20 protein-coding genes are annotated in these 22488 nt (G+C 55.2%); 6 read left to right on the top strand and 14 right to left on the bottom strand.

The window, feature by feature from the left end; genetic code table 11:
• The first annotated feature begins 8 nt into the window (after positions 1–8).
• Both AAFN83_RS20425 and AAFN83_RS20420 read left to right on the top strand, forming a co-directional pair.
• Entirely contained in the window at positions 9–1967 is a 1959-nt protein-coding gene (locus AAFN83_RS20425) for a vWA domain-containing protein (RefSeq protein ID WP_347772825.1), read from the top strand.
• Positions 1951–4965 carry a VWA domain-containing protein gene (locus AAFN83_RS20420; protein WP_347772823.1) on the top strand — a complete coding sequence of 1005 codons (3015 nt, stop codon included), beginning with the start codon at positions 1951–1953 and terminating at the stop codon, positions 4963–4965. The genes AAFN83_RS20425 and AAFN83_RS20420 overlap by 17 nt, the downstream gene beginning before the upstream one ends.
• Positions 4966–5074: 109 nt before the next feature.
• On the opposite strand, the gene AAFN83_RS20415 is transcribed toward AAFN83_RS20420, so the two are convergent.
• The 3 genes from AAFN83_RS20415 to AAFN83_RS20405 are packed head-to-tail and all read right to left on the bottom strand — an operon-like array spanning position 5075 to position 6894.
• Entirely contained in the window at positions 5075–5332 is a 258-nt protein-coding gene (locus AAFN83_RS20415; RefSeq protein WP_347772821.1) for a hypothetical protein, read from the bottom strand.
• Positions 5316–6479, bottom strand: a complete 1164-nt coding sequence (locus AAFN83_RS20410; RefSeq protein ID WP_347772819.1) for a M56 family metallopeptidase — start codon at positions 6477–6479, stop codon at positions 5316–5318. The genes AAFN83_RS20415 and AAFN83_RS20410 overlap by 17 nt, the downstream gene beginning before the upstream one ends.
• 1 nt (position 6480) lies before the next feature.
• Complete coding sequence (locus AAFN83_RS20405; RefSeq protein ID WP_347772817.1) at positions 6481–6894, bottom strand: BlaI/MecI/CopY family transcriptional regulator; 414 nt, start codon at positions 6892–6894, stop codon at positions 6481–6483.
• Between the two features lie 233 nt (positions 6895–7127).
• Between AAFN83_RS20405 and AAFN83_RS20400 the strand changes: the two genes are divergently transcribed.
• The 4 genes from AAFN83_RS20400 (at position 7128) to AAFN83_RS20385 (ending at position 11597) form a co-directional block, all read left to right on the top strand.
• On the top strand, positions 7128–9290 hold the full coding sequence (locus tag AAFN83_RS20400) for a radical SAM peptide maturase, CXXX-repeat target family (RefSeq protein ID WP_347772815.1): 2163 nt from the start codon (positions 7128–7130) through the stop codon (positions 9288–9290).
• Positions 9291–9323: 33 nt separating this feature from the next.
• Entirely contained in the window at positions 9324–9635 is a 312-nt protein-coding gene (locus AAFN83_RS20395) for a CXXX repeat peptide modification system protein (protein ID WP_347772813.1), read from the top strand.
• Positions 9628–11358 carry an ABC transporter ATP-binding protein gene (locus AAFN83_RS20390; protein WP_347772811.1) on the top strand — a complete coding sequence of 577 codons (1731 nt, stop codon included), beginning with the start codon at positions 9628–9630 and terminating at the stop codon, positions 11356–11358. Before AAFN83_RS20395 ends, AAFN83_RS20390 begins: the two co-directional genes overlap by 8 nt.
• 77 nt (positions 11359–11435) lie before the next feature.
• The gene (locus AAFN83_RS20385; protein WP_347772809.1) at positions 11436–11597 is read left to right on the top strand and encodes a hypothetical protein; all 162 of its coding nucleotides are present in this window, start codon (positions 11436–11438) and stop codon (positions 11595–11597) included.
• A gap of 52 nt (positions 11598–11649) precedes the next feature.
• Here the strand turns inward: AAFN83_RS20385 and AAFN83_RS20380 are convergent, their stop codons facing one another.
• The 11 genes from AAFN83_RS20380 to AAFN83_RS20330 form a co-directional block, all read right to left on the bottom strand.
• Entirely contained in the window at positions 11650–13899 is a 2250-nt protein-coding gene (locus AAFN83_RS20380) for a M56 family metallopeptidase (protein WP_347772807.1), read from the bottom strand.
• 1 nt (position 13900) lies between these two features.
• Positions 13901–14278, bottom strand: coding sequence for a BlaI/MecI/CopY family transcriptional regulator (locus tag AAFN83_RS20375; RefSeq protein WP_347772805.1), 378 nt, complete (start codon positions 14276–14278; stop codon positions 13901–13903).
• Positions 14279–14485: 207 nt separating this feature from the next.
• Positions 14486–15124 (bottom strand): PAQR family membrane homeostasis protein TrhA, encoded by a 639-nt coding sequence (trhA, locus tag AAFN83_RS20370; RefSeq protein ID WP_347772803.1) that lies wholly within the window; start codon positions 15122–15124, stop codon positions 14486–14488.
• 118 nt (positions 15125–15242) lie between these two features.
• Positions 15243–15758 carry a DinB family protein gene (locus AAFN83_RS20365; protein ID WP_347772801.1) on the bottom strand — a complete coding sequence of 172 codons (516 nt, stop codon included), beginning with the start codon at positions 15756–15758 and terminating at the stop codon, positions 15243–15245.
• 20 nt (positions 15759–15778) lie between these two features.
• A complete protein-coding gene (locus AAFN83_RS20360; protein ID WP_347772799.1) occupies positions 15779–16045 on the bottom strand; it encodes a hypothetical protein in 267 nt (88 codons plus the stop codon).
• A 68-nt stretch (positions 16046–16113) separates the two neighbouring features.
• Positions 16114–17688: a putative ABC exporter domain-containing protein gene (locus AAFN83_RS20355; protein WP_347772797.1), complete on the bottom strand. Its 1575-nt coding sequence runs from the start codon at positions 17686–17688 to the stop codon at positions 16114–16116.
• A complete protein-coding gene (locus AAFN83_RS20350; RefSeq protein WP_347772795.1) occupies positions 17685–18389 on the bottom strand; it encodes an ABC transporter ATP-binding protein in 705 nt (234 codons plus the stop codon). The genes AAFN83_RS20355 and AAFN83_RS20350 overlap by 4 nt, the downstream gene beginning before the upstream one ends.
• Positions 18355–19278, bottom strand: coding sequence for an ATP-grasp domain-containing protein (locus tag AAFN83_RS20345; RefSeq protein WP_347772793.1), 924 nt, complete (start codon positions 19276–19278; stop codon positions 18355–18357). Before AAFN83_RS20345 ends, AAFN83_RS20350 begins: the two co-directional genes overlap by 35 nt.
• A gap of 2 nt (positions 19279–19280) precedes the next feature.
• Positions 19281–20177: an ATP-grasp domain-containing protein gene (locus AAFN83_RS20340; RefSeq protein ID WP_347772791.1), complete on the bottom strand. Its 897-nt coding sequence runs from the start codon at positions 20175–20177 to the stop codon at positions 19281–19283.
• Between the two features lie 104 nt (positions 20178–20281).
• A complete protein-coding gene (abc-f, locus tag AAFN83_RS20335; protein WP_347772789.1) occupies positions 20282–22234 on the bottom strand; it encodes a ribosomal protection-like ABC-F family protein in 1953 nt (650 codons plus the stop codon).
• A 97-nt stretch (positions 22235–22331) separates the two neighbouring features.
• The gene (locus AAFN83_RS20330) at positions 22332–22475 is read right to left on the bottom strand and encodes a hypothetical protein (RefSeq protein ID WP_347772787.1); all 144 of its coding nucleotides are present in this window, start codon (positions 22473–22475) and stop codon (positions 22332–22334) included.
• Positions 22476–22488: the final 13 nt, after the last annotated feature.

Raw genomic sequence — 22488 nt, 5'->3', positions numbered from 1 at the left:
CATCCGCCTTGCATTTTGCATCATGGGCCAGCCTGTGGTTCGGCCTCACCCTGCCCGCTATTCTCGTTCTCTATATCCTGAAACGGCGCTATACCGATACGCCGGTATCCAGTCACCTCTTGTGGAATCGGGTGCTCCGCGAATCGGAGGCCAATCGCCCTTGGCAGCGCCTGCGCCGCAACCTGCTGCTCCTGCTGCAGCTAGCTGCCGCTGCCCTGTTGGTCTTAGCCGCCATGCAGCCCTACGTACTGGTCCGCGGCACGGCAAAGGGACACGTCGTCCTCGTCATGGACTTATCGGCCAGCATGACGGCGTACCTCCCCGCAACTGCGGAGGGAGCGGCCAAGCCAGCCGATAGCCGCCTTGAGGAAGCGAAGCGCCAAGCGCTCGCCGACTGGGCGAATCCGGGAGCAAGCCGCATCACCTTGATCGGCATGGGCGAGGAGCCGGAGCTGCTGCTCACCGAAGAAAAGCAGCCGGCCCGCATCCGTAACGCGATTGGGAACCTCTCCCCTTCCTATGGGAAAACCGCATACCGGGAGGCGCTCTCCCTCGCCGCTGCCTTGACGGCGAATGACAAAGACGGAGAGATTATCGTGTATACGGACGCTCAGTGGCCCGAGGCCATCGAGGGGCTGACCTATCACGTACCCGTTCAGCTTCGGCAGATCGGATCCTCATCCTCCGGCAACCTGGCTGTCACCCAATTCGGCATTGCCACCAGCTCCGGGCAAGAGGAAGCCGGTACCTACCGCGCGGTTGCCTCGGTTCGGAACGAATCCCAAGCGGAGCGGCGATTTACGCTGACCGTCTACGCCGGGAAGGATCCCGTCGACTCTCGTGAATACACGCTCGGTCCTGGTGAACAAGGCGGGTACGCCTTCGATCGGCTGCCATCCGCCGAAACCTACAAGGTTCAAGTGGCCGGAAGCGGTGCGGGTGACGACTACACGCTCGACAACACGCTGTATGCCTTCCCCGAGAAGAGCGGCCGCAAACAGGTTCTGCTCGTAACCGAGGGCAATCTCTTCCTGGAAAAAGCCCTGGCGCTCACAGGAGCCGAGGTGACGAAATCCGCTCCGGGCGATACGCCGCCAACCGTGAAGGACGAGCTCGACTTCATCGTTCTGGATGGCTTCAAGCCGGATCCCGCTCGCACGGAGTGGGCCTCCCTGCTTGCATCGAAGCCCGTGTGGAGCCTTCCTTCTTCCTCCACCGGTTCTCCGACCTCCTTGACGACGGAGCCGCCGGAGGTCGTGGATCATCCCGTCACAGATCACATTAGCTTCTCCGAAGCGCATGTATCCGCCGTACGGGAGACCGCCGCACCCGCATGGAGCAAACCGCTGATTACAGCAGGAGGTGCCCCGCTTCTCCTGGCCGGAACGGAGAACGGGCAGCCTCGGCTCCTGTTCACCTTCTCGCTGCAGGAGTCCGACCTTCCACTGCGTCCCGAGTTCCCCGTGCTCGTGCAAAATGCTGCCGACTGGCTCAGCGCTTCCGGCAACCAGTCGCTCGGTCGGGTCCTATCAGGGGCTCCGATCGATCTGGCCCTGTCGGCCAAAACCGTATCCGCTCTCTGGGTGCGCATGGAAAGCAAGGATTCCGGTGCTATGCTGCCGGAAGGGGAAGCGGGCGGAATCACGCCAAATGGGCAGACCGCCCCAGCGTACCCAGGCTTATACCGATTGGAAGAAACCGACGCAGAGGGGCAAGTTCGCAACACTTATCTGGAGGTCGTACCCGATTCCGCGGAAGCGTTGCAAACGATTCCGACTCCCCTTCTTCCCGGGGCGAACGGCTCTCCCTCCTCCGAGGTAGGAACAGAGACGGATACCGGCGTGAACGGAACACCCATTCAGGACTCGAACCGCTCCCCGCTTCCGCTCCTGTCCGCCTTCGCCCTCGCTGCCCTGCTCATCATCTTTGTGGAATGGGGGGTGTACCGCCGTGGGAATACGCTTTGATTACCCGTGGCTCCTGCTCCTTGTGCTGCCGCTCCTCTACTTCTTCTTCCAGACGGTTCGCACGCCGTTTCAGCGCGGCAAGCTTCGGGGCACCCTCTCCCTTACGCTTCGGGTTCTCATCATCCTGGCTCTGATCGGTGCCGCTGCTGGAGCGGAAATGGTGCTGCCCGTCAAGGAACGCTCCGTCTTCTACGTGACGGACCGCTCCGAGAGCATGCCTAGAGCCAAGGCCTATGAAGACTGGGTACGTCGCTCGGCAGAAGCGAAGGCGCCGAGAGATCAGGTCGGCGTCATTGCCTCTGGGCTGGACTCTGCTGTCGATCGAACCCTTCAACCCGAGCCGCTGGACGCTTGGACCTTTGCTTCCCAGGTCAACCGGATGTTTTCCAACCCGGGCTCCGGGCTTCAGCTTGCCGGAGGGCTCCTGCCCACGGAAGCGGATTCCCGCATCGTCCTCATCACGGACGGTCAAGAAAATGCCGGTGACCTCGCGCGGCAGGCCGCTTTTTTGAAAGATCGGGGCATTCGGCTCGACGTTCTTCCCGTCCTGGGAAGCGGGAAGCCCGATGTGGCCGTCGATTCAGTGAAAGTCCCCGCCACGCTGTATCAGGCCGAAAAGTATACACTCGAAGTGGCGCTAACGAGCACCCTCGCCGCAGACGGCGAGCTGAGGGTATACGAGGATAACCGCGAGATCTCCCGGACCTCCGTGCGTGTGGAAAAAGGGGCGAACCGCTTCGCGATCCAGGCGCTGGCTGCCAGCACCGGGCTGCATCGATACCGGGCTGAAATCTACTTCGGTGAAGACGAGGTGAGTGCTAACAACAGCGGGTATGCCTTCAGTCGGGTGAATGGACCGCCTCAGGTCCTCATCGTCGAAGGGACACCCGGCACATCCGCTAACCTGACCTCGGTTTTGAATTCCGGATTAATCGGACAAAATGTTATCGCTCCCGAGGAGTTGTTCCGCGAGCTCGCTGATTACGCAGCGTACGATAGCCTCATTCTAAACAACGTGTCCGCCACCCGCATCCCCGAATCCAAGATGAAGCTGATCGAGCAAGCCGTTCGCGACTATGGAATGGGACTTGTCATGACCGGCGGTGAGGAAAGCTTCGGGATGGGCGGTTACTTTAAAACCCCGATCGAGCAGGCACTTCCGGTGAAGATGGAGCTCGAAGGCAAGCGGGAGATTCCCCCGCTCGCCATCATCCTGGTCATCGACCGCTCGGGGAGTATGTCCGGCGATAAGATAGAGCTCGCCAAGGAAGCCGCCATGCGCACGGTGGAGCTGCTTCGGGAGAAGGATACCCTCGGGGTGCTCGCCTTCGATTCGAGCAAGTGGTGGGTGGTCGAGCCTACCCCGCTTACGGACAAGGAGGACGTGCTCGACCGAATCGGCTCCATCCAACCCGAAGGCGGAACGGACATCTACCCCGCCGCAGCGGAGGCGGTGAGCAAGCTCTCCGATGTCTCCGCCGCTCGCAAGCACATCATCCTGCTCACGGACGGACAATCCGCCGGAGGGGGAAGCTATGAGGCCCTTGCCCAGCAAATGATCGAGAAGGGCATGACCATGTCCACCGTAGCCGTCGGGAACGATGCGGACCAGCAGCTTCTGAAGCGGCTCGCGGAGCTGGCGCAGGGACGCTATTATTTCTCCAGCGACCAAAGTACGATCCCGACGATCTTCAGCCGGGAGACGGTGCTGCTGTCCCGCTCCTACATCGTGGACAAACCCTTTACCCCGGCGCTCGGCCAAGCCTCTGACTGGAACCGGTTGTTCCAGGGCGGGGTGCCGAACGTCAACGCCTACGTGGCCACGACGGCGAAGGATTTGGCCGAGGTCAGCCTGCTCAGCCCCGAGCCCGATCCGCTTCTCGCCCGCTGGCAATACGGTTCGGGAAGAACCGTGGCCTGGACGAGCGATGTGACCGGCAAATGGGCGCCGGATTGGACCGGCTGGACGCAATTCTCGGATACGTTCAGCCAGATCATCAAGTGGACCTTCCCGCAGTTCGATGCTTCCCCAATCGAAATGGAGGCCTCCACCACGGGAGCGAAGACCGAATTGTCCGTAAGCTCGCAGGCGGGTGAGCCTGCCGCCGGCGCCGCCATCACCATCACCGGCGACGACCAGAGCGAGCGGAAGCTGACGGCTTCGCCCAGCGCGCCGGGACAGTTCCAGACCGAGCTCAGCGCCCTCACACCGGGAACGTACCTCACCCGTGTCGAGATGACCGACGCTGCCGGAAACTCCCTGGGCAGCAGCTCGACCGGCTTCGTGGTTCCGTACTCCCCTGAGTACAAGATCACGGTCGCTGATCCGACCGAGAAGCTGAAGGCGATCGCGGAGATGACCGGCGGCAAGCTGCTCTCGCTGGATCACCCCGAGGAGGTCTTCCGCGGCCCGATCCGCGCCGGAGAGCGCAGCCGGGATCTGCGCCTTGCGCTCACGATCCTGGCGCTCCTCCTCTGGCCGCTCGACATCGCGGTCCGCCGGCTCGCGCTGCCTTGGCGGGAGCTCGCCGCAGCGCTCGGCCGCTTGCGGCTCCGCTCGGCCCGGCAGGCGCAGCCTGCGGCGACCGCGGCTGGCTCCGCGGCCATGGAGCGGCTGAAGCGCCGCCAGGAACAAACCCGCGCCTTCTATGGCGCGGATGGTTCCCCAGGCGGCGGCTCGGCCGCTCCAAGCGGCCCGGCGGCACAGCAAGCGCCCGCGAGCCGTGAGCAGCCGGCGGCGGGCACCCCCGCAGCCGCGGGGAAACCAGCGGCGCCCACCTCGCCGCCGGCCGCTTCTCCGGCTGCTGATCGCCGCTCCGCCGCTCATCCCGCTGCGGAGACCAGCTCGGCCGCCGCTAAAAGCCCGCTCACGCAGGCGACGGAGACCGCCGCCAAGCCATCGGACCCGCCGCAGAAGGGCGACTCCGGTGGAGGCACGGGCGATGGCGGCGACGCCATGAGCCGCCTCCTCGCCGCCAAAAACCGCAGAAAAGGCTGACGAGTCAGCCTGTCGATGCGGAACACTCCAAAACACAGAACAGCCCTCCCGCTTCCAGTAGGAAGCCGGGAGGGCTGTTTCATTTTCTATCTCTTACCGGAACCCAGGCCTAACACAATTCCCATTCCCCAAGCCATTTGCTTCTGGAGTAATTGTATTGCCTTCGAAACATTTTGCCGTCAACGGCCTTGTATCTCCATCCGATGATATCCGCAAAAGGGGTTATCGTCTGGCTGGTGGTTCCACTTATGTGGGGAACGGGTGCTGCCGGCGCAGCAAGTTGTGCCGATGCCTCAATGGGCAGCAAGGTCGTGCAAATGCCAATCGCTAGAAATAGAGCTGTCCCTTTTTTAAGGGTTTTCTTCATGAATATGAGCCTCCTCCACACTGGTATAGACGGATAGATCTGCGAATGATTCTTGAATGTTGCTCACCGTTGCAAAGTATTTATGATCAAGATACACATCGTATCCGCTATCGCCTTTCTTAATCAGGTAGGAATTCTGATGGGTCAACTCCACGGTACTTGCTTCATCCTGCGGAGCGATATGGTAAGGCTCAATGACGACCGTAAAGGAAAAGAGCAGCAGACAGAGTAAGGGAATCACTTGGAGAAAGGCATTCTTTTTCTTCGTCTTGATTGGGGCGGCATCTTCTAAAACCAGTTGAAACCGTTGCCGGAGAACGGAGGACCTCTTGCTGTCAAAAGCCAGAGCCAATGGATCCGAACAAGGTTGAAACGCTAGTTTCGCTACCTTCAGTAAACACTCCAGGTATTGGACTTGCTCTTGGGGGGATAATCTTTGGGTTACGGTTATGTCGGTATGGAGCTCCAGAAGCTTGTCCACTTGCTTTTTCAATAGATAGACAAACGGGTTCCACCAGTAGAGACAGGACAGAAGCTCGGAGAACACCTTCATGATCAGATTGTGGTTATAGTAGTGGGCGACCTCATGCGAGAAGATAAAGATCAAGTCTTCCTCCTCCAGATCGATAAGGGGGAGAAGGATCGTCGGCTTTCGAATACCCGTTAGCATAGGGGTCGTGATCATCCCGGTTTGAACGATCGTGAACGAGACGGGGCGCTTGTACCTTTGAACGACCGATTCCAATGCCTTGTGCACATTTTCACTTTTTAGAACAGGGAGAGTGCGCAGGAACCTCTGAAACCGACAATAGGAGTGAATGGTTCTGCCCCCGACAACTAGAGTCCCCATCGCCCATAGGAGCAACAGGACGCTTCCCACTGTTATGGGATAGGTTCGAATCTCGAAGACCGTCATTCTCAAGAATGACGCAATCCCAGGAATCACGAGTTTCATTCCGAAGGAGTTGGCAAAAACGAATTCGGTTGGGAACAGCAGCCTCGCCATCGCCACAAAAGTAAAGGCAAACAAGGAGCCCATCCCGATCTGCTTGATCAGGCAGTTGCTCTCGAGGCATTTCCACAAAATGAGAATGATGAAGGTACTGAAGAATAGAACCGTTAAGAAGCCGGTTAATGAAAAGAACATTCTACTCCTCCCTCTTCCCGAGAAGCTTCTTTCTCTCCTTAAGCAGTTCTTCCAGTTCCGAAATGACCCGGTCCTCGTTCTTTTCATGCTCGAGCAAGGTCGTAACAATCGTAGGAATCGAGATTTTATTGATGCTGAGGTTTCGCCAATGATCAACAAATTGCTGCAGCAGCAGCTCTCTCTTGTTGATCAGCGGCCGATAGCTCCTCGTCAGGACAGTTCCGCTGTACACAATGTCTGCAACCTCGATCAGCTCCTTGCTCAGCAGCTTACGCAGGATAGCCTGGACCGTGTTCAGGTTTAAAGAAGCATCCGCTTTGGCAATATCAGATGCGATCAAGGGTTCATCGCTCGACCAAAGAATGCCCAACACTTCCTTCTCCTTGTTGGTCAGTTGGAGATCTTCCTTCGACATGTGGCACTCCGATCTAAAGCGTGTTTGCATACACGCTTCTGAACATAATTTCCAATTCTACCATTGGATTTAGACTATCTTTGTTTCCTTAGTTTGTCAATATAACGATCATTTTCATTTTTTTCAAATTGAAAGATAGGATTGACGAAATTACAAGTCATATGCTTTAATGACACTGTAAATGGAATATTATCTCAGTATTTTCCTGATTTATTCAGATTAGGAGGGTTATTGTGGAGGAATGCAAAGACCTGTCGCTAACGAGAACCCCCGAATGGGGCGGAGGAAATACCCAAAGCATTGATTTCATCGTTACGGAAGATTGCAATCTTCGCTGCAAATATTGCTACATCTGCCACAAGAAAGCCGACAAGGTGATGAGCTTCGAAGTAGCCAAAACCTTTATCGACTATTTATTCTCCGATACGTTTACCAAAGAGCCTGGAGTGATCCTCGGCTTTATTGGAGGTGAGCCCTTCCTCGAAGTGGAGCTCATCGATCAAATTATGGACTATTACAAGATGAAAGCCTATGACTCGGGCCATGAATGGTGGTGGAACTATCGGATCAGCATCACGACCAATGGCGTCAACTACGCTTCCCCCGAGGTGCAACGATTCATTCAGAAAAATCAGGATAAGCTCTCGATTACCATCACCATTGACGGGACCAGGGAAAAGCATGACATGCAGCGGGTATTCCCGAATGGAAGCGGGTCTTACGATATTATCGAGCAAAATATGCCTCTTTATCTGTCCCAATTCTCCGGCACTACGAAGGTTACGTTTGCTCATAGCGACTTGCCCCTGTTGAAAGATAGCATCTTGCACTTGTGGAATATCGGCATTAAGGATGTCAGTGCCAATGTCGTGTTCGAGGATGTTTGGCACGATGGGGATGATGTGATCTTCGAATCCCAATTGAAGGAGCTCGCCGATTGCATTATCGAACAAGAGCTGTACGTGGACAATTATGTCACGCTGTTTGATGACATGATTGGAAAGCCCTTGGCCGCCGAGCAGCTAAACCGACCGGTATGCGGGGCCGGCAGGATGGTCGCACTCGGACCGACCGGCAAGATTTACCCTTGTTTGAGGTATAAGGATTACTCCCTGGAAAGCGACAAAGAGGAGATCACCATTGGCGACGTGGAGCGTGGAATTGATTTCGACAAGGTCATCCGCTTCCGGGTATCCACCTACCCCATGCAATGCGATGAGGAGTGCCTGCATTGCGAGATTGCCCTCGGATGCATGTTTTGCCAAGGCCAATCGTATGACTCTGCTGACACCCCTACCAATTTCCAGCGGTCCAAAGCCATTTGCAAGATGCATAAAGCAAGGGTTCGCGCCAATAACTATTACTTCAACCGGCTTTATAACGAGAAGAACATCGAACGTGAAGATTACCGAAACGAATACAAGAAGATGTATGTTGTTCTGGACCCCGCCTTCACGGATTTCTGTGAATCCCGCTCCCGTGATTTCCTTGCTCCGCGCAACAGGATGGACAAGCCTACCCTTCAAGCCGCCCTTGATTATTGCGCCGATCACTTCTTCACTCCCGTCTTCCTGCACAGTGACCACGAGTTGGATCTCTCCCTGTTCGGCGGATTTCATGAACATCGCATTACCCACATCGTCTCTGCCCAATTCTACGATTTGGTAAAGGATCAGAAGAACTGCATCTTCGTCTTTGACAAGGAGACCCTCGCTGTCGATTGCGGCCAACGGGAGTATGTGATTCTGAATGTGAACGGAGATGAGATCGGCCAGCTCTCGGACTTTGTCATCCCCCTGTTCGACAAAGTGGACCGCATTCATCTGAACCTTCAGAACGTCCATCCCGAAATGGACTTGCTCGCTTATGAGAGAGAATTGAACAAGATTGCCGCTTATCTTGTGGATTGCTGGGCGAATAACAAATTAAAGGAGTTCAACAAACTGACAGACGTTCTCTTCAGCTCCAGCCAAACGTCCTGCAAAACGGGAGAAACCGATTTTGCTATCGCGCCCGATGGAGCCTTCTATGTCTGCCCCCATGAATATCTCGCCGGAGGAAAAGCGATTGGCTCCGTTCATGAGAATAAGGTGAGCGTGAAGAACCAGCATCTCTACTCGTTGAATTACTCCCCTCTATGCAAGCAATGCCCAGCCACTCATTGCACAAGGTGTTCCGTCCATAACCGGAAGACCACCGGAGAAGTGAACATTCCACCTCGCTCCAAATGTCAGCCTTCACTCACCGAATATCGCGTCTCGTCAAGCTTTAAAGAGCAAATTCTGCAAGTTTATCCGCATCTCACGATGAGAGAGCTGATCCCGTTTCCCTATCGCTCTCCCTATGAAGCTTATGAGCAAGCCACGCAGACCAAGTTGGGTTTCAGCATTCTCTGATTTCAATCCATGATGAGGAAAGGGGAATTGCCCATGTCCACCCATCAAGCCATGACTCCCGTGAAAGAGGCGTCGATCACGACCGATGAGGTTCATGTTTTCGAGGATCTCTATGAGAAAAGGGCCGCATTGCACAACTTGATTCACATTTCCGAGAACAACGAGCTCATTCGAAATGAAGAACTGTACCAGCGTTTCTTGAAGGATTATGCCCAACTGGAGCATGACTACCAAGCGTATTGGACCCATATTGCAGATAAATACGGGATTCACGAGGAAGAGGGCTACTACTTCCACTTGGATTTCAAAACCTGCAAGATTACCCTGCGTCCAGAACATGCCTAAACCAAACAACCGTACGATGAAACAGGCCTTCGCTTATCTCCACGGGTTCCGGGGAAAGCTGGCCTTCCTTCTCATCGTCATCATCATCGGCATAGCCCTTAACAACGTGTCTCCGATTCTCTATGGAAGATTAATCGATGCCATCACGGCAAAGGAATTTTCACAGACGACGGTTCATCTGATGTTCTTCGCTGCCATAACCATTGCCATCGTGCTTCTTTCTTCCCTGGAATCTGTCGTATCGGTGAACGTCGGGAACCGGATCATCAACCACCATCAAACCCGCTGCTTCAGCAAGCTGCTGAAGACTCAAATGTCGCATGTGGAGAAGTTCGAATTTGGCCTTCTCGTCTCCAATCTAACTTCGGACATCTCCACCATTGTGCGGTATAACATCGAGCTTCTCACCACGGTTATCTTCATGTCGCTCAACTTCATCGTTCCGCTCCTCTTCATCTTCCTGATTAATTGGAAGTTGGCGCTGGTTACGATCGCCTTTCTCCCCGTGACGATGGTCATCTACTACGCTCACAAAAACAAGAAGAAGCTGTTTTTCAAGCAAAGCAGAGAGATGGATGACAAATACTATGCCTTTGTCTGCAACTCGATCCGGAACATCCCCTCTTTCAAGGCTTACAAGCTGGAGGAGAAAATCAGCGGCAACTTTGAAGAATTAATGGACGACTCCTACCAGAAAGAAAAAAACAAGACGATTCTGGATACCTTCGTGGGCATGTTGAATGACTTGTCGCAAAATATCTTTTCCTTCGTTCTGCTTTATTTGGCAGCAAGGCTGATCGTGAATGACGAGCTCTCGATCGGCGTCTTGATGTCGTTCACGATCTATACCAATCGCTTGTTCAGCAGCATAACCACCCTGCAAAAGATCAAGCTGGACGAACAGCCGGTCCGTGTTGCCCTTGACCGATTGTCCTCGTTGCTCGCAGCACCGGAAGATGATTATTCCAGGAACCGGCAAAATTTGGCCACTCACCAAACAAAACTGGAGCTGGATCATCTCTCTTTTCATTATGACGATTTGGAGGTCATCAAGGGTTTGTCCTTGACGATTCAAGACAAGGGCTTTTACTCTCTCGTCGGCGAGAACGGTTCGGGAAAGACCACCCTGTTCAAGCTGATGATGGACTTCTATCAAGCCCAGTCCGGTCAATTGAAGCTGAACGATACTCCCTACCCAAACCTCTCCTCCGCTTACATCCGAAGCTTCATCACCTATGTTCACAAGGATCCTTTTGTGGTCAATGATACGCTTCTGGAAAACATCCGGTTGTACTCCGCTCTTGAGGAGGACCAAGTTTTGGAGGTCTGCGAAAGGGTCGGCTTAAAGGAATTTATTCTCTCCTTACCCGATAAACTCGACACCATGCTCTTTGAGGACAGTGACCTTCTTTCCAGCGGCATGCTGCAAAAGCTGAGCTTTGCACGGGCTCTCCTCCATCCCTCGGCGATCATGCTGTTTGATGAAATCACCTCCGACCTGGATGGAAAGTCCGAGAAGCAGCTGTGCCAGATCATGAAAGAGTTGAGCCGGGACAGGATCGTCCTGTCCATCAGCCATCGAATGAATGCCATCGTGGACAGCGACTGGATTTTTGTGTTGGAGGATGGCAGGATCGTCGATCAGGGCGATTTCCACACTCTTTCGAAAACCAACGTGTTGTTCTCCAATCTGTTTCGAGCTGCTTTGGCGCAGCATGCGTAACGGGAATGCCCCCTATGCTATTAGTCTTAACAATTCTGTTAAGTGACTAATAAATTCTAAGGAAAGGAGAGATCACGATGGAATATTCCAAGAAGATCACGGGATTTGGTGCTGTCCAACCGATGGCTGGCTGCACCACCTGCTACGGCAGCTGCTACACGGGCTGCTACGGCGGCTGTGAGAAAACGTGCTCCGGTGACTGCGCAGGCTCTTGTAAATTCTCTTCTCGCCGGAAATAGGATTTACCCTTACGGATAGAAAAGGGGCTGCGGAAGCAGCCCCCTTTCGTTTTTATTCCCGGGGCTGCAACGACTCCATATTCCGCTCGTCATAAATCTGATAGATCAGCTTCTCTACGGTTAGCTGAATCTTCTTGCTGCTGTACTGCTTCTCCAGCTTGGCGATTTCCGATTCCAGGGCGGCCCTGCCGCTAACCAGATCATCCACGCTCCTCTGATTGAGGAAGGATCGCGCGCCGCTCATCAACCCCATAAGGGCTTGATCCCGCTCGGAAACGGTGAGCGTCTCTTCGTTTGGGATGGTATACGAGAGGGTGTATTCGATGTTCGCCTCGAAGAGAGGCTTCTGGCTGGTTTCCTCCGAACCCGCAAACTCTCTTGTAATTCGATCTTTGAGGTACGGGCGCTCCACCTCACTGGAGTACTCCTGCATGTGTTTGGCCGAATTCTCCGAGAGGGATGCGTTCAAGGTGATGCTCAGGAACTGCAGCTCTTTCGGGGTCAAGGTCTCAAGCAATCCCCCACCCGACTGGAGTTGATTCCCAATTCGCTCCCACATGTCTGGAGGATAGGCCCCTCCGTCTTCCATCGTCACCATTAGGGATCGGTTGAATTCCGCGACGGATAAAGAGGAATACCCCTCTGTTTGAAAGGCTAGAAAGCGGCTGACATCCTCCTTGGTAGCCGATCCAGGATTCCGTTCCTCTCCTTGGGGAGCTTCCTGGATAGGAGTTGCTTGCGGCACCGGTCCCACTTCTGCTCGGAAAGAGAGAACCGAGAACGTCACCTTCAGGGACGACGTGCTGTACTTCTGCTCCCAGGTTTTCCCCTCCGTTTTCAGCAACGCTTGCATAGCCGCTTCATCAGCCAGCTCATCCTTGCTCCTACTCTCAATAAAACGGGCTACTTCCGTTTGAAGTCCCTCAACCGCCTGGTTCCGATCCTTCATTTTCAGCGTATCCGCGTCGAGAATATCATAGCTTGCTCCATACTCCAGCATGCCGGATTCCCACTGTTTCGTACCCCCAAAGCTCCAGGACTTCCACTTTTCCGAGAGGATCGGGGTCAAGACATTCATAATGAATTGGATATCGCGATTGGATTGCCGCTTCTCATGCCAAGTATCCGGAATGCCGTTCAGCAGTTCTCCAAATACCGCTTCCTCCTGCCCGATTGCCTTCCAAGCCTTGCTCCTGTAATCGGCTACGGTCATCTCCTCATAGCGGTTAAATCGAAGGTCCAGCAATTTGCTGTACTTGGCTTCTATGCCTTGAAGGGGGGAAGGAGACGGATCGGCTTTCAGCGGCTCCTCCTTATTGGTTGCCGCCCATGCACCGCCCGTGATCACGATCGCCAGCAGGAACAGACAGAGAAGGGTAACTCCCGTCTTTTTGGGCTTTGTGTCGACGATGGAGGCTAGCCTGGTTTTCAGCCCTTTTTTCCCATCCAAAAAGTTTGTGGATAATGCGGTCCGAGGGTTGCCTCCGCTTCGAATCACATCGATAATGGTCTCGCCATACTGTTGACGGCGCTTGGAATCCGCTCCCGCCAGTACGAAGGAGTCGCAGGAAATCTCACATTGCGTAGCGACGGCTCTTCTCATCAGATAGACGACCGGGTTAAACCAGTGGATGCCAACGGCCAGCATGACCAGCATCTTGCTCCAGATGTCGTGCCGCTTGAGATGAATCAATTCGTGCCGAAGGATCAGCTCCAACTCGTGAACCGGAATGTGGACAGGAGGGAGTAAGATGAGGGGGTGAAAAAAACCGATTAGCATCGGACTGTTGATGCCAGGGCAGCACTTGATCTCCACCTTGGCCGTTATCCCGAGCTCCGATTTCAGTCTCTCAAAACGCCCGATCACCTCTTCATCATGAACACCCTCGCTCCACCGATTGACAAATCGAACAAACCGGCGGTGGTTCCAGAGCGGAACTCCGATTGAGATTCCCAGTCCGATGATCCAAAGCAGGGTGAGCCAAGGCCACAAGGAGAACGTTGCCGAGGCTGCTTCCGTTCCATCCATCAGAGAAAGATGCGAAACGGGCTGGCTTATGCCGACTTGAGGCACCGTGAAGGGGGTTGTAATCGGGTCCTGAGCAGCCTGGGTGGAAAGGAACGGGATCTCGATCTGCGGTCGAAAGGGGATGATCCATCCGAGCACGATGACGAGCCAGATCCGGTATCTCCATTTTGGAGCGTATCTCTTGGACAGCAAGGGCATCAAGGCCATATAGACCAAGCTGACCAGTGCCATCGTGAGGGAGCATGAAACGATAGCGGCAAGAAGCACGTTCACTTCAGCCCCTCCTTTCCTTTAGCCACTGTTCGAGCTCATCGAGATCCTTATTTTTCAATTTGCGATCGTTATAGAGCGTTGCAACCAAACTGGTAAAGGAATTTCCGTGGAATCTCTCCATGAAATCTCCGGTTTCGAACTTCAAATACTCTTCTTTTCCGATCAGTGGAAAGTAGGTTCGTTCTTTGCTATTCTTCTCGGTTCGAAGGAATTTTCGTTCTACCAGTCGGGCCAGTAAGCTCAGGACTGTTTGCGCCTTCCATTCCTTCTCCCTCCCGACCTGCTCCATGATCAAGTTGGTTGTAATCGGAGGTTTGTTCGCCCATACCACCTTCATCACTTCAAATTCGGCATCAGGAAGCTTTCTCGAAATGTTCATCCTTCACCCTCCGTTTTCTACATTCGTCTTCCTTTATATTCTACATCTGTCTTTATTCTTGTCAATTCATATTTATGGAATTCAAGGGTTATTTACCATTTTATGTACTTTCCATGAACAGTAAAAAAACTCCTTCGCAAGGAACAAGCTATCCTTGTAAAGGAGGTCTGATTGCTGACTATGAATTCCGTATGGGCGGGTTCTCCCTCACGGAAGCGAAGCGAGAATGCAGAAGAAGTGCATCACCGATCCGCCCAGCACGAACAGGTGCCAGACTGCATGGTGATAAGGAAACGATCGCCACACGTAGAAGATCGTGCCGACCGTGTAGAGAACGCCCCCGATAACCAGCATGACCAGCGCATCATGCGGAAAGTTGGCCACGAGCGGCTTCCAGGCAAGTACGATGACCCAGCCCATGACGATGTAGATGAGGGTCGAGGTGAACAGGAACTTCGTCGCAAAAAATGCCTTGAAGACCACGCCGACCGCTGCAACGCCCCAGATGATGCCGAACAGCGTCCAGCCGAGAGGCCCGCGGATTACACTGAGGGTAATCGGTGTGTAGGTCCCGGCGATAAACAGGTAGATCGACGAATGGTCGAATACGGTAAACACGTCCTTGGCCTTCCCCTCCGGGAAGGCATGAACGAGGGTAGATGAGGTATACATGAGCAGCATCGTCACGCCAAAGATCGTAAAGCTGACCACATGCCAGGCGTTTCCTTGCAAGCTCGCAAAGACGATCAAGAGGACGAGCGCCGCGATGCTGAGTCCCATTCCGATTCCATGGGTAATGGAATTCGCAACTTCCTCGCGACGGGTGTAGCTGTGCGTGTTTGCCAAAGCCAATCACGCTCCTTTCATGCTAACAAAGCCAATATGGATTCTTATAGGCGAAAGAAGAGAGCGGATCCTGCCCGGAGCTCCCCTTCATTCTGATATAGTCAACGGACTAGTTTCTTTACAGTCTATAGCGGTCACGGACCACATTCAAGTGATGCAGCAAATGCCCCTGTACCACATAGGCAAGCGCTCGCGCACTGATGCGGTACCCGCTGACCTGCGCGGTTCGCTTCCACTCTTCCTCGGGAATTCCCCGCAGCAGGAAGAGCGTGGAGCTCCTCACCGCCGCCAGTTCGTCGATCAGGAAGGACAGGGACAGCCGATTGGCGTGCGCATGAGCCGTATAGATATCCTGGTTGAAGCCGGGCTGCTCCGCTTCATCCCCACGCGCAATGCGGTGCAGCCTTGCCGTCATGATCCGCTCCGTGTCAATCGCATGGCTGAGCAGCTCCTTGAGCGTCCATTTGCCCGGGGCGTAGCTGTCGTTCGCCTGCTCTTCCGCGAAGGTGCTGAACAGCTGCGCCGCCTCTCTGTTCTGCTCCTCCAGGAGCGTCAGCAGATCACCCTCCGGAACCAGTTCCACGTAGTGCGAAAAGTGACCACCGTATTCATCCTTTTGCGGTCTCGTGAGCATCGCGATTCCTCCCCCTCTATCTATTCGTCCAAAGCCTCCTCGGCTGCTTCCAGCAGAGCGTCGAAGGCATCGTCGTCCTGTTCCAGCCACTCCTCTACCGCCGTAATTTCTTCTTCGTCTCCCGGTTCGTCATGGAAGAGCAGGCTGTAATTCCAATCGTTCCCCGAATCGCTCTGCAGGAAGATCTCGTAGGCTTCCTTGTGGCCATCCACCAAAAACACCACGGAGCCCATATAGCCGTCTTCCTTGGAATGCGCCATCCGCGCTCCTTGTACCTTGAGTTGCATCGTCCGAGCCCCTTTGCTCCAATTTCACTGCTTTCCCTATTGTACCAAATTAGCCCGTACGCAGTCTCTTACTTCATCTCCAGCCGGTCGAAGATCCCTTTGGCCAGTGCGAAGATTCCTCCCACCAGCAGCAGGTTCCACGCGATCATGCTGCCCACGAAAGTGAAATCAGCGGCAAGCCCCTCCAGTCCTGTCGCATAACGAGCGACCAAGCCGATGACGACGCCCGGCACGATCAGGATGAGGAGCAGGAAGATCCGCAGGAAGAACATCGCCACCTTGCCATGAAGGGGGCCGAACAGACGCCGGAACAGGACGTCCGAATAGGTGAAGGCGGCGCTGTAGGTGACAAATCCGACGGCGCACAGCACAGCCAGAGCCGGATTGGCATGCAGGAAGCCAGCAGCAAAGCCGAACAAAACCACGCCATCCAGTCCGGCCTTCACCAAATCTGCCAGAGTTGCGTAGAACAGCTTGGCTCCCGAATGGGCAGGCATCAAATAGACATAAGGCTTCTCCAGCTCTCGCGCCCAGCTTCCTTGGAAGGACATAAGGAACAGGTAATAGAGAGAGAACATGAGAAGGAGCGTCAAGTCGTTATTCGGCAAGTAGTACTGCGCAGCGAAGCCGAATACGGCCAGGACCACGGTCGAGCGATCGATGAGGAAGAATCCGCGTTTCCGATACTCCAGCATCTGGCGGGAAAAGATCGCCGCCGCCCCGCTGCGAAACGTCAATCCCTTGATTTGACGGCGCTTGATGAGCGACTCATTCCCATTCCGAATCGCCTTGCCGGACCGCTTCGCGGCGAAGAGCGCCTCCTTTTGCTCCGTGTTGGCCAGCACATCCTCGTAGTAATCCGACTTTTGATAGAAGAACACCACCATCAGCAGAACGGTTGCGGCCACGAGAAGCGCGACAGCCAGATAGAAGCGAGGGGACGGGCCGAGTAGCGGCTCCATCGAGATCGTCTTGAACCAGCCGATGACCGGAATCGTCTCGAAGGCCTTCGAATGCAGAACGGCTCTTAATGCGGCCGACAAATCCTTCAGCTCCATCAGCTTGACCAGAATCGCAAGCCCGAATAAGCCGAGCAGGAAGTTCCAGCCTTTGGATGCCCGAGAACGAACGGACGTCGACCGGGAGGTCCACGAATAGATCAGGAGGCCAAGAAGCTGCAGGAAGAACAACAGGACCACGAAGCTAAAGAAGAGCACGAATACCCCGGAGCCTTTGATTTCGTAATAATTGCGCAGGTTCGGGATTTGCCAAATCAGGACAAAGACCCCGAGAAGAGAAACCCAGATCTGTTTAAGAAAACCGTAGAGCAGCATTTTCTTAGGGGAGATCGGGGCAGGAAAAGCAAGGTTTACATCCGCCATCCGAAAGAAGCTGGTGCCGGATTTGATGCTCTTTGATACCGAGGAATAAACCATAAACAAGATGACGCCGCTGACAATCATTCCATAAACCGCGGGGTCAGCTTCCATAAGGGTCGGCTCCTTCGGAATAAACGACAGGACGAGAAACAGCCCGCACATGACAATCAAAAAGAGGTAGAGGATAAGGACGCCGGGCTTGCGCTTCAATTCCTTGATTGAATTGATCAAGGTCCTTCTAATGATGTATAAGAGAGGATTCATTGGACGCCGCCCTCCGTCAGGCGGAAGAAGATGTCCTCCAGCTTCTCCTCGCTCCTCTCCACCTCGCCTTGCGTACCGGAAAAGAGAACGTGTCCCGCCTTCATCACAAGCGCCCGGTCCCAAAGGCCCTCCATGCTGTCGATGATGTGCGTGCTGACCAAGAGGCTGGCTCCGGACTCTCTCAGCTCAGCAAACATGAGCTTGAGCTCCTTGATCGCTTTCGGGTCCAGTCCGATCATCGGTTCATCGAAGAAAATGACCCGGGGTTCAGGCAAGAGCGCACAGCAGATGCTCACCTTTTGCTGCATCCCTTTGGACAGCTCTTTGCCGAGCTTATCCTTCTTGTCCCACAGATCCAGCCGCGTGAGCAGCGCTTCTCCGCGTTCCTTCCAATCCTTCAGGCTATAGGCATGAGCAATGAATTCAAGGTGCTCCCAAACCGTCAGCATGTCGTACAGCGCAGGCGTCTCCGGGACATACCCGAATTTGCGCTTGGCTTCCAGGCTCTTGCCGGGATGCCCGTCGATCCGCACCTCGCCCTCATGGTTCAGCAAGCCGATGATGCACTTGATGGTCGTGCTCTTGCCTGCTCCGTTCGGGCCGAGCAGTACCGCAAGCTCTCCGCCCTTCACGTCAAAGCTTACGCCGCTCACCGCAGGCGTCTTGTCATACGTCTTGCTGAGTTCCCTTACTTGAAGCATGGTTGGTCTCCTTCTTCCCCTGAATTGTTGAATCAAGCACTGTCTGAATATGGTTCAAGTACAGTCGAACCAGGTTGATGTCGGAATGCAGGGACAGCGTCCGGCTGCCGACCACATCCTCGATCTCGTTGAGCAGAACCTTGCCGTCCCGCCCATAGATGAAATCAATTCCCGCAAGGCCAAAATCGAAGAGCTCCACGATCCGTAGAGCCAGCGCCTCCTCTTCTGCGGACAAGAGATGAAGCGAGGAGTCCCCGCCAAGCGAATGATTGGCCCGAAAGTCTGAGCTCGATTCTCGCAAAACGGCCCCCACGATGGTTCGTCCGATCACAAAGACGCGGACATCCTTGCCGGGTGTCACCATTTCCTGAAGGACGAACGAGCTTCCAGGAGGCGAGGCCGCGAGCCGCTCGGTCACCTCGGAGGGCGTCTGAACTCGATACACCTCGCTGCCGCCGTGTCCGCCGACCGTTTTCAGAACCTGCGGGAACGGCAGGCCGGCGACATTCGCCTCCCGGAAATCCTCCTTGCTGAGAAATCTCGTGTCCGGCATCGGAATCCCGTGCTGGGCCAGGTAAAGGGATGTTCGAGCCTTGTCGTTCGCTGTCCGGGACACGAACGATCCGTTGAACACCGGTGCTCCCATCGCCTCCAGATGAGCGGTCAACCGCTCATCCCGATGGCGCATCACGATGTAATCCGGTACGTTCACCCGCTGCCCGCGGCGGTAGAGAGACAGCCTGCTCTCCGTCACGCCGATGCCAAGCTCCTCCTTGTAGACCAGCTCCAGCCCCATGGCAAGCTCCTGTGCTTCCGCAAGGAACCAGTCAATGTAGCTGCGGTTGCGGCTCGCATCGGCTTCGTTATAGATCAGCCAGCCTGTTCGCATCGTTAACGCTCCTTGCTCATGATGTGCTCCAGCATGCGGGCAGCCACATCGACGCCGGTGCAATCGTGGATGTTCTTGAAGTGCGCATTCGAATTAACCTCGCACACATATGGCTCCCCATCTTCGCCAAACAGCAAGTCCACCCCGGCGAAATCAGCACCAAGCAGCCTAGCGCAGGTCACGGCAACCTCTCGCTCCCGCTCACTGGGCTCATAGGGAGCCATGCGTCCTCCCGCTGTCACATTGGCACGGAAGTCATGCTCCGACTTCCGCATCATGGCCGCGACGACCTTATCGCCTACCACCTGAAGCCGAATATCTCGGCCGTAGCTCGACTTCACCAGCTCCTGAAACAGGTGGGGACGATGCTTCAGCCGATGGACCAGCGGAAGAAGCTCCTCCCAGCCTCGGACCAGATGTACCTGCTCGCCAAACGAGCCGAACGCTTCCTTGACCACCATCGGGAAGCCAAGCTCCTGGACGATGGTTTCGTAAGGACGTTCGTCGATCCCTTCGCAGGTTTCATAGATGAGCGGAGCAATCAGGGTCTTGGGCAGACGCAGCCCCTCATTCAGCAGCTGCTCGTAGGTTCTGATCTTGTCGTCGCACAGCTCGATGCAGGAGGCCCGATTGTAGAGGGGGAATCCCATCTTCTCCAGATGGCGCGCGAGGCGAATGTCCTTATCCCAGAAGAGGAAAAAGTCCGGCTCCTGGCCTTCATAGCGGCCCTTGATCACCGGCGAGCCGTCCACAATGCCCGGAATCAGCTCCTGATTGCCGATCACCTGAACGTGCAGCCCATGCTCGCGCGCGGTGCGCTCCAGCCATCGGACCTGAATGAGGAATTTCTCGCTGCCCAGGTTTCCGTTGTATACAATGGCACAACTTGATCGATTCACAAACGTCTCATCCTTTTTGCTAGGTTGCGGGTCTGCCTTCATTATAGGCGAAGGATGGAAAAAAGTCAGAACCGGTTTGGAGCCGCAGATTCGCAAGGTTGCCCCTATGCGTCCAAGAGCTGGCTCCATTCCGCATAAAGCAGGTCGATTTGCGCACGGAGAGCATCCAGCTCCTCCCATCGTCGCTGCAGCTCATCCGGACTTTGCTCCGAGGCGGCGGAATGCAGAACCTGTTCCAGCTGCTCGGCTTGCTGCTCGTGCTGAGCCAACTGCTGCTCCAATTCCTCCGCTCTTCGAGCAACCACACCGGTTCTCGGAGTGGATGATTCAGAGCGAAGGGGGGACGCACCCTGTGATGCCTTCGCTCCCTTCTCCATCCGCGCCGCCGAAGCAAGCTCAGCCGAATGGAGAGACGGCTCCTGCTGGCTGAGCTTCTCTTTGTAGGCGTCGTAGTTTCCGTAATAGGTCGTCAGGCTTCCCTCTTTCAATGCCCACACCTTTTGCGCCAGCTTGTTGATCAAGTACCGGTCATGCGAGATGAAGAGGATGCTTCCGGCAAAGTCCTCCAGCATCTCCTCCAACGCTTCACGGGAAGGGATGTCCAGATGGTTCGTCGGCTCATCGAGAAGGAGCAGGTTCGGCTTCCGCTCCACCAAGAGCGCCAGCCTGAGACGGGTCCACTCCCCTCCTGACAGAGCGGAGACGGGCTTGAAGACGTCTTGCCCATAAAAGAGATAGCGCGCCAGCTTGTTTCTTGCCGCCCCTTCCTCCATCTGCGTCTCCTTGCGGTAAAAGGCGAGCACGTTCTCCTTGTGGTCGTCCGGCACGGCCTCCTGAGCGAGGTAACCGACCTCCACCTGGGAGCCCAGCCGCACCAGACCGGTATCCGGCGGCGTCTGCCCCAGTACGAGGCGGAACAGCGTTGTCTTTCCCGAACCGTTGGTGCCGACAAGGCCGATCTTCTCCCCATACTCCAGTTCGACATTCACCCGGTTCAACAGGGTCCGTTCTCCGTAGCCTTTGGTCAGTTCCTCGATCACGAGCGCTTTTCGCCCGGATCGTTCCGTCATCGTCAAATCGAAATCTGCCGTTTTGCGCTCCAGCACGGGCCGTTTCTTCTTCTCCATCCGATCAATCGCCTTCTGCATGGAGGCCGCTCGGGTGAAGAAGCGCTTGTCGCCGCCGATCCCTCCCCACTCCTGAAGCTGGCGGATCGACTCCTTCATGCGGCGAATTTCCTTTTGCTGATCCTGATACTCCGCGAATTCCCGCAGAAGCCGTTCCTGCTTCTCCTGGACATAGCCGGAATAGGAGGTGAGATAGAGGGAGAGCTCGCCATCCTCCAGCTCCAGCACCTTCGTCACAACCCGATCGAGAAAATACCGGTCGTGGGACACGAGGAGGCAAGTTCCCGGATAATTCATCAGGTACTGCTCCAGCCACTCCACCCCGTCCAAGTCCAGGTGGTTGGTCGGCTCATCAAGCAGGAGGAGCTCCGGTTGTTCAATGAGGATGGACGCAAGCGCGGCCTTCGTCTTCTCGCCTCCCGACATTTCGGCATAAGCGCTGTCGAACCGATGCTCGCTCAAGCCGAGGCCCGATGCAACCTGCCGGATACGGGCTTCCATTTCATAGCCGCCGCCCCGCTCGTATGCTTCCTGCCATTCGGCATACTGCTTGAGCAGTTTATCGAGCTTGGTCGGGTCGGAGTTAACAGCCGGGTCCGCCATGCGTTGTTCTGCTTCTGTCAGCTTATCCCCGATGGCGCGCACCTCCCGGAACCCGTGCGCGAGCCGATCGTACAACGTTCCGGTGCTCCCCTCCGCTTCCAGCTGCACTTGGGCCAGATACGACACGCGGGCTCCCCGCTTCAAGGCGAACTGGCCCTCCTCGACCGGCTCCAAACCGGCAAGCAGCCTGAGAAGGGTCGATTTTCCACCGCCGTTCGGGCCGATCAAGCCGACCTTTTCCCCTTCATGCAGCTCAAAGGTAACGTGATTCAAGACCGGATTGGCTCCGATCGTATGGGATACTTGATTCATGCTTGCCATAATCATGGAATGATCCTCCTTGGGATCTCCCGTCTCGGATACCGCGATAAACGAAAAGAGCCGCGGGGAATATCCCCACGGCCCTCATCTTATTCCGATGCGGCTACGGCAGGAGATTCTTCTCGAATGGGCAATACGTATGAGCAAAAATGGACAGACTTCTCCCGTATTGTCCTTGGGCATGAACGATGCCAGCCATTGCCAACGGCAGCCGGCTTACGAAATCATTCGTCCGTTCGAGATTCATCTCCCGCTTCACC

Origin of the sequence: Gorillibacterium sp. CAU 1737, from assembly GCF_039888655.1 — a bacterium.
Lineage (GTDB): Bacteria > Bacillota > Bacilli > Paenibacillales > NBRC-103111 > Gorillibacterium.
This window is presented reverse-complemented; position numbering and strand designations above follow the sequence as displayed.

What these genes read in the sequence shown, in the direction of transcription:
- AAFN83_RS20415 (WP_347772821.1), bottom strand. Translation starts at nt 5,332, where the DNA reads ATGAAGAAAACCCTTAAAAAAGGGACAGCTCTATTTCTAGCGATTGGC.
- AAFN83_RS20410 (WP_347772819.1), bottom strand. Translation starts at nt 6,479, where the DNA reads ATGTTCTTTTCATTAACCGGCTTCTTAACGGTTCTATTCTTCAGTACC.
- AAFN83_RS20405 (WP_347772817.1), bottom strand. Translation starts at nt 6,894, where the DNA reads ATGTCGAAGGAAGATCTCCAACTGACCAACAAGGAGAAGGAAGTGTTG.
- AAFN83_RS20395 (WP_347772813.1), top strand. Translation starts at nt 9,324, where the DNA reads ATGTCCACCCATCAAGCCATGACTCCCGTGAAAGAGGCGTCGATCACG.
- AAFN83_RS20390 (WP_347772811.1), top strand. Translation starts at nt 9,628, where the DNA reads ATGCCTAAACCAAACAACCGTACGATGAAACAGGCCTTCGCTTATCTC.
- AAFN83_RS20385 (WP_347772809.1), top strand. Translation starts at nt 11,436, where the DNA reads ATGGAATATTCCAAGAAGATCACGGGATTTGGTGCTGTCCAACCGATG.
- AAFN83_RS20375 (WP_347772805.1), bottom strand. Translation starts at nt 14,278, where the DNA reads ATGAACATTTCGAGAAAGCTTCCTGATGCCGAATTTGAAGTGATGAAG.
- AAFN83_RS20365 (WP_347772801.1), bottom strand. Translation starts at nt 15,758, where the DNA reads ATGCTCACGAGACCGCAAAAGGATGAATACGGTGGTCACTTTTCGCAC.
- AAFN83_RS20360 (WP_347772799.1), bottom strand. Translation starts at nt 16,045, where the DNA reads ATGCAACTCAAGGTACAAGGAGCGCGGATGGCGCATTCCAAGGAAGAC.
- AAFN83_RS20355 (WP_347772797.1), bottom strand. Translation starts at nt 17,688, where the DNA reads ATGAATCCTCTCTTATACATCATTAGAAGGACCTTGATCAATTCAATC.
- AAFN83_RS20350 (WP_347772795.1), bottom strand. Translation starts at nt 18,389, where the DNA reads ATGCTTCAAGTAAGGGAACTCAGCAAGACGTATGACAAGACGCCTGCG.
- AAFN83_RS20345 (WP_347772793.1), bottom strand. Translation starts at nt 19,278, where the DNA reads ATGCGAACAGGCTGGCTGATCTATAACGAAGCCGATGCGAGCCGCAAC.
- abc-f (WP_347772789.1), bottom strand. Translation starts at nt 22,234, where the DNA reads ATGATTATGGCAAGCATGAATCAAGTATCCCATACGATCGGAGCCAAT.
- AAFN83_RS20330 (WP_347772787.1), bottom strand. Translation starts at nt 22,475, where the DNA reads ATGAATCTCGAACGGACGAATGATTTCGTAAGCCGGCTGCCGTTGGCA.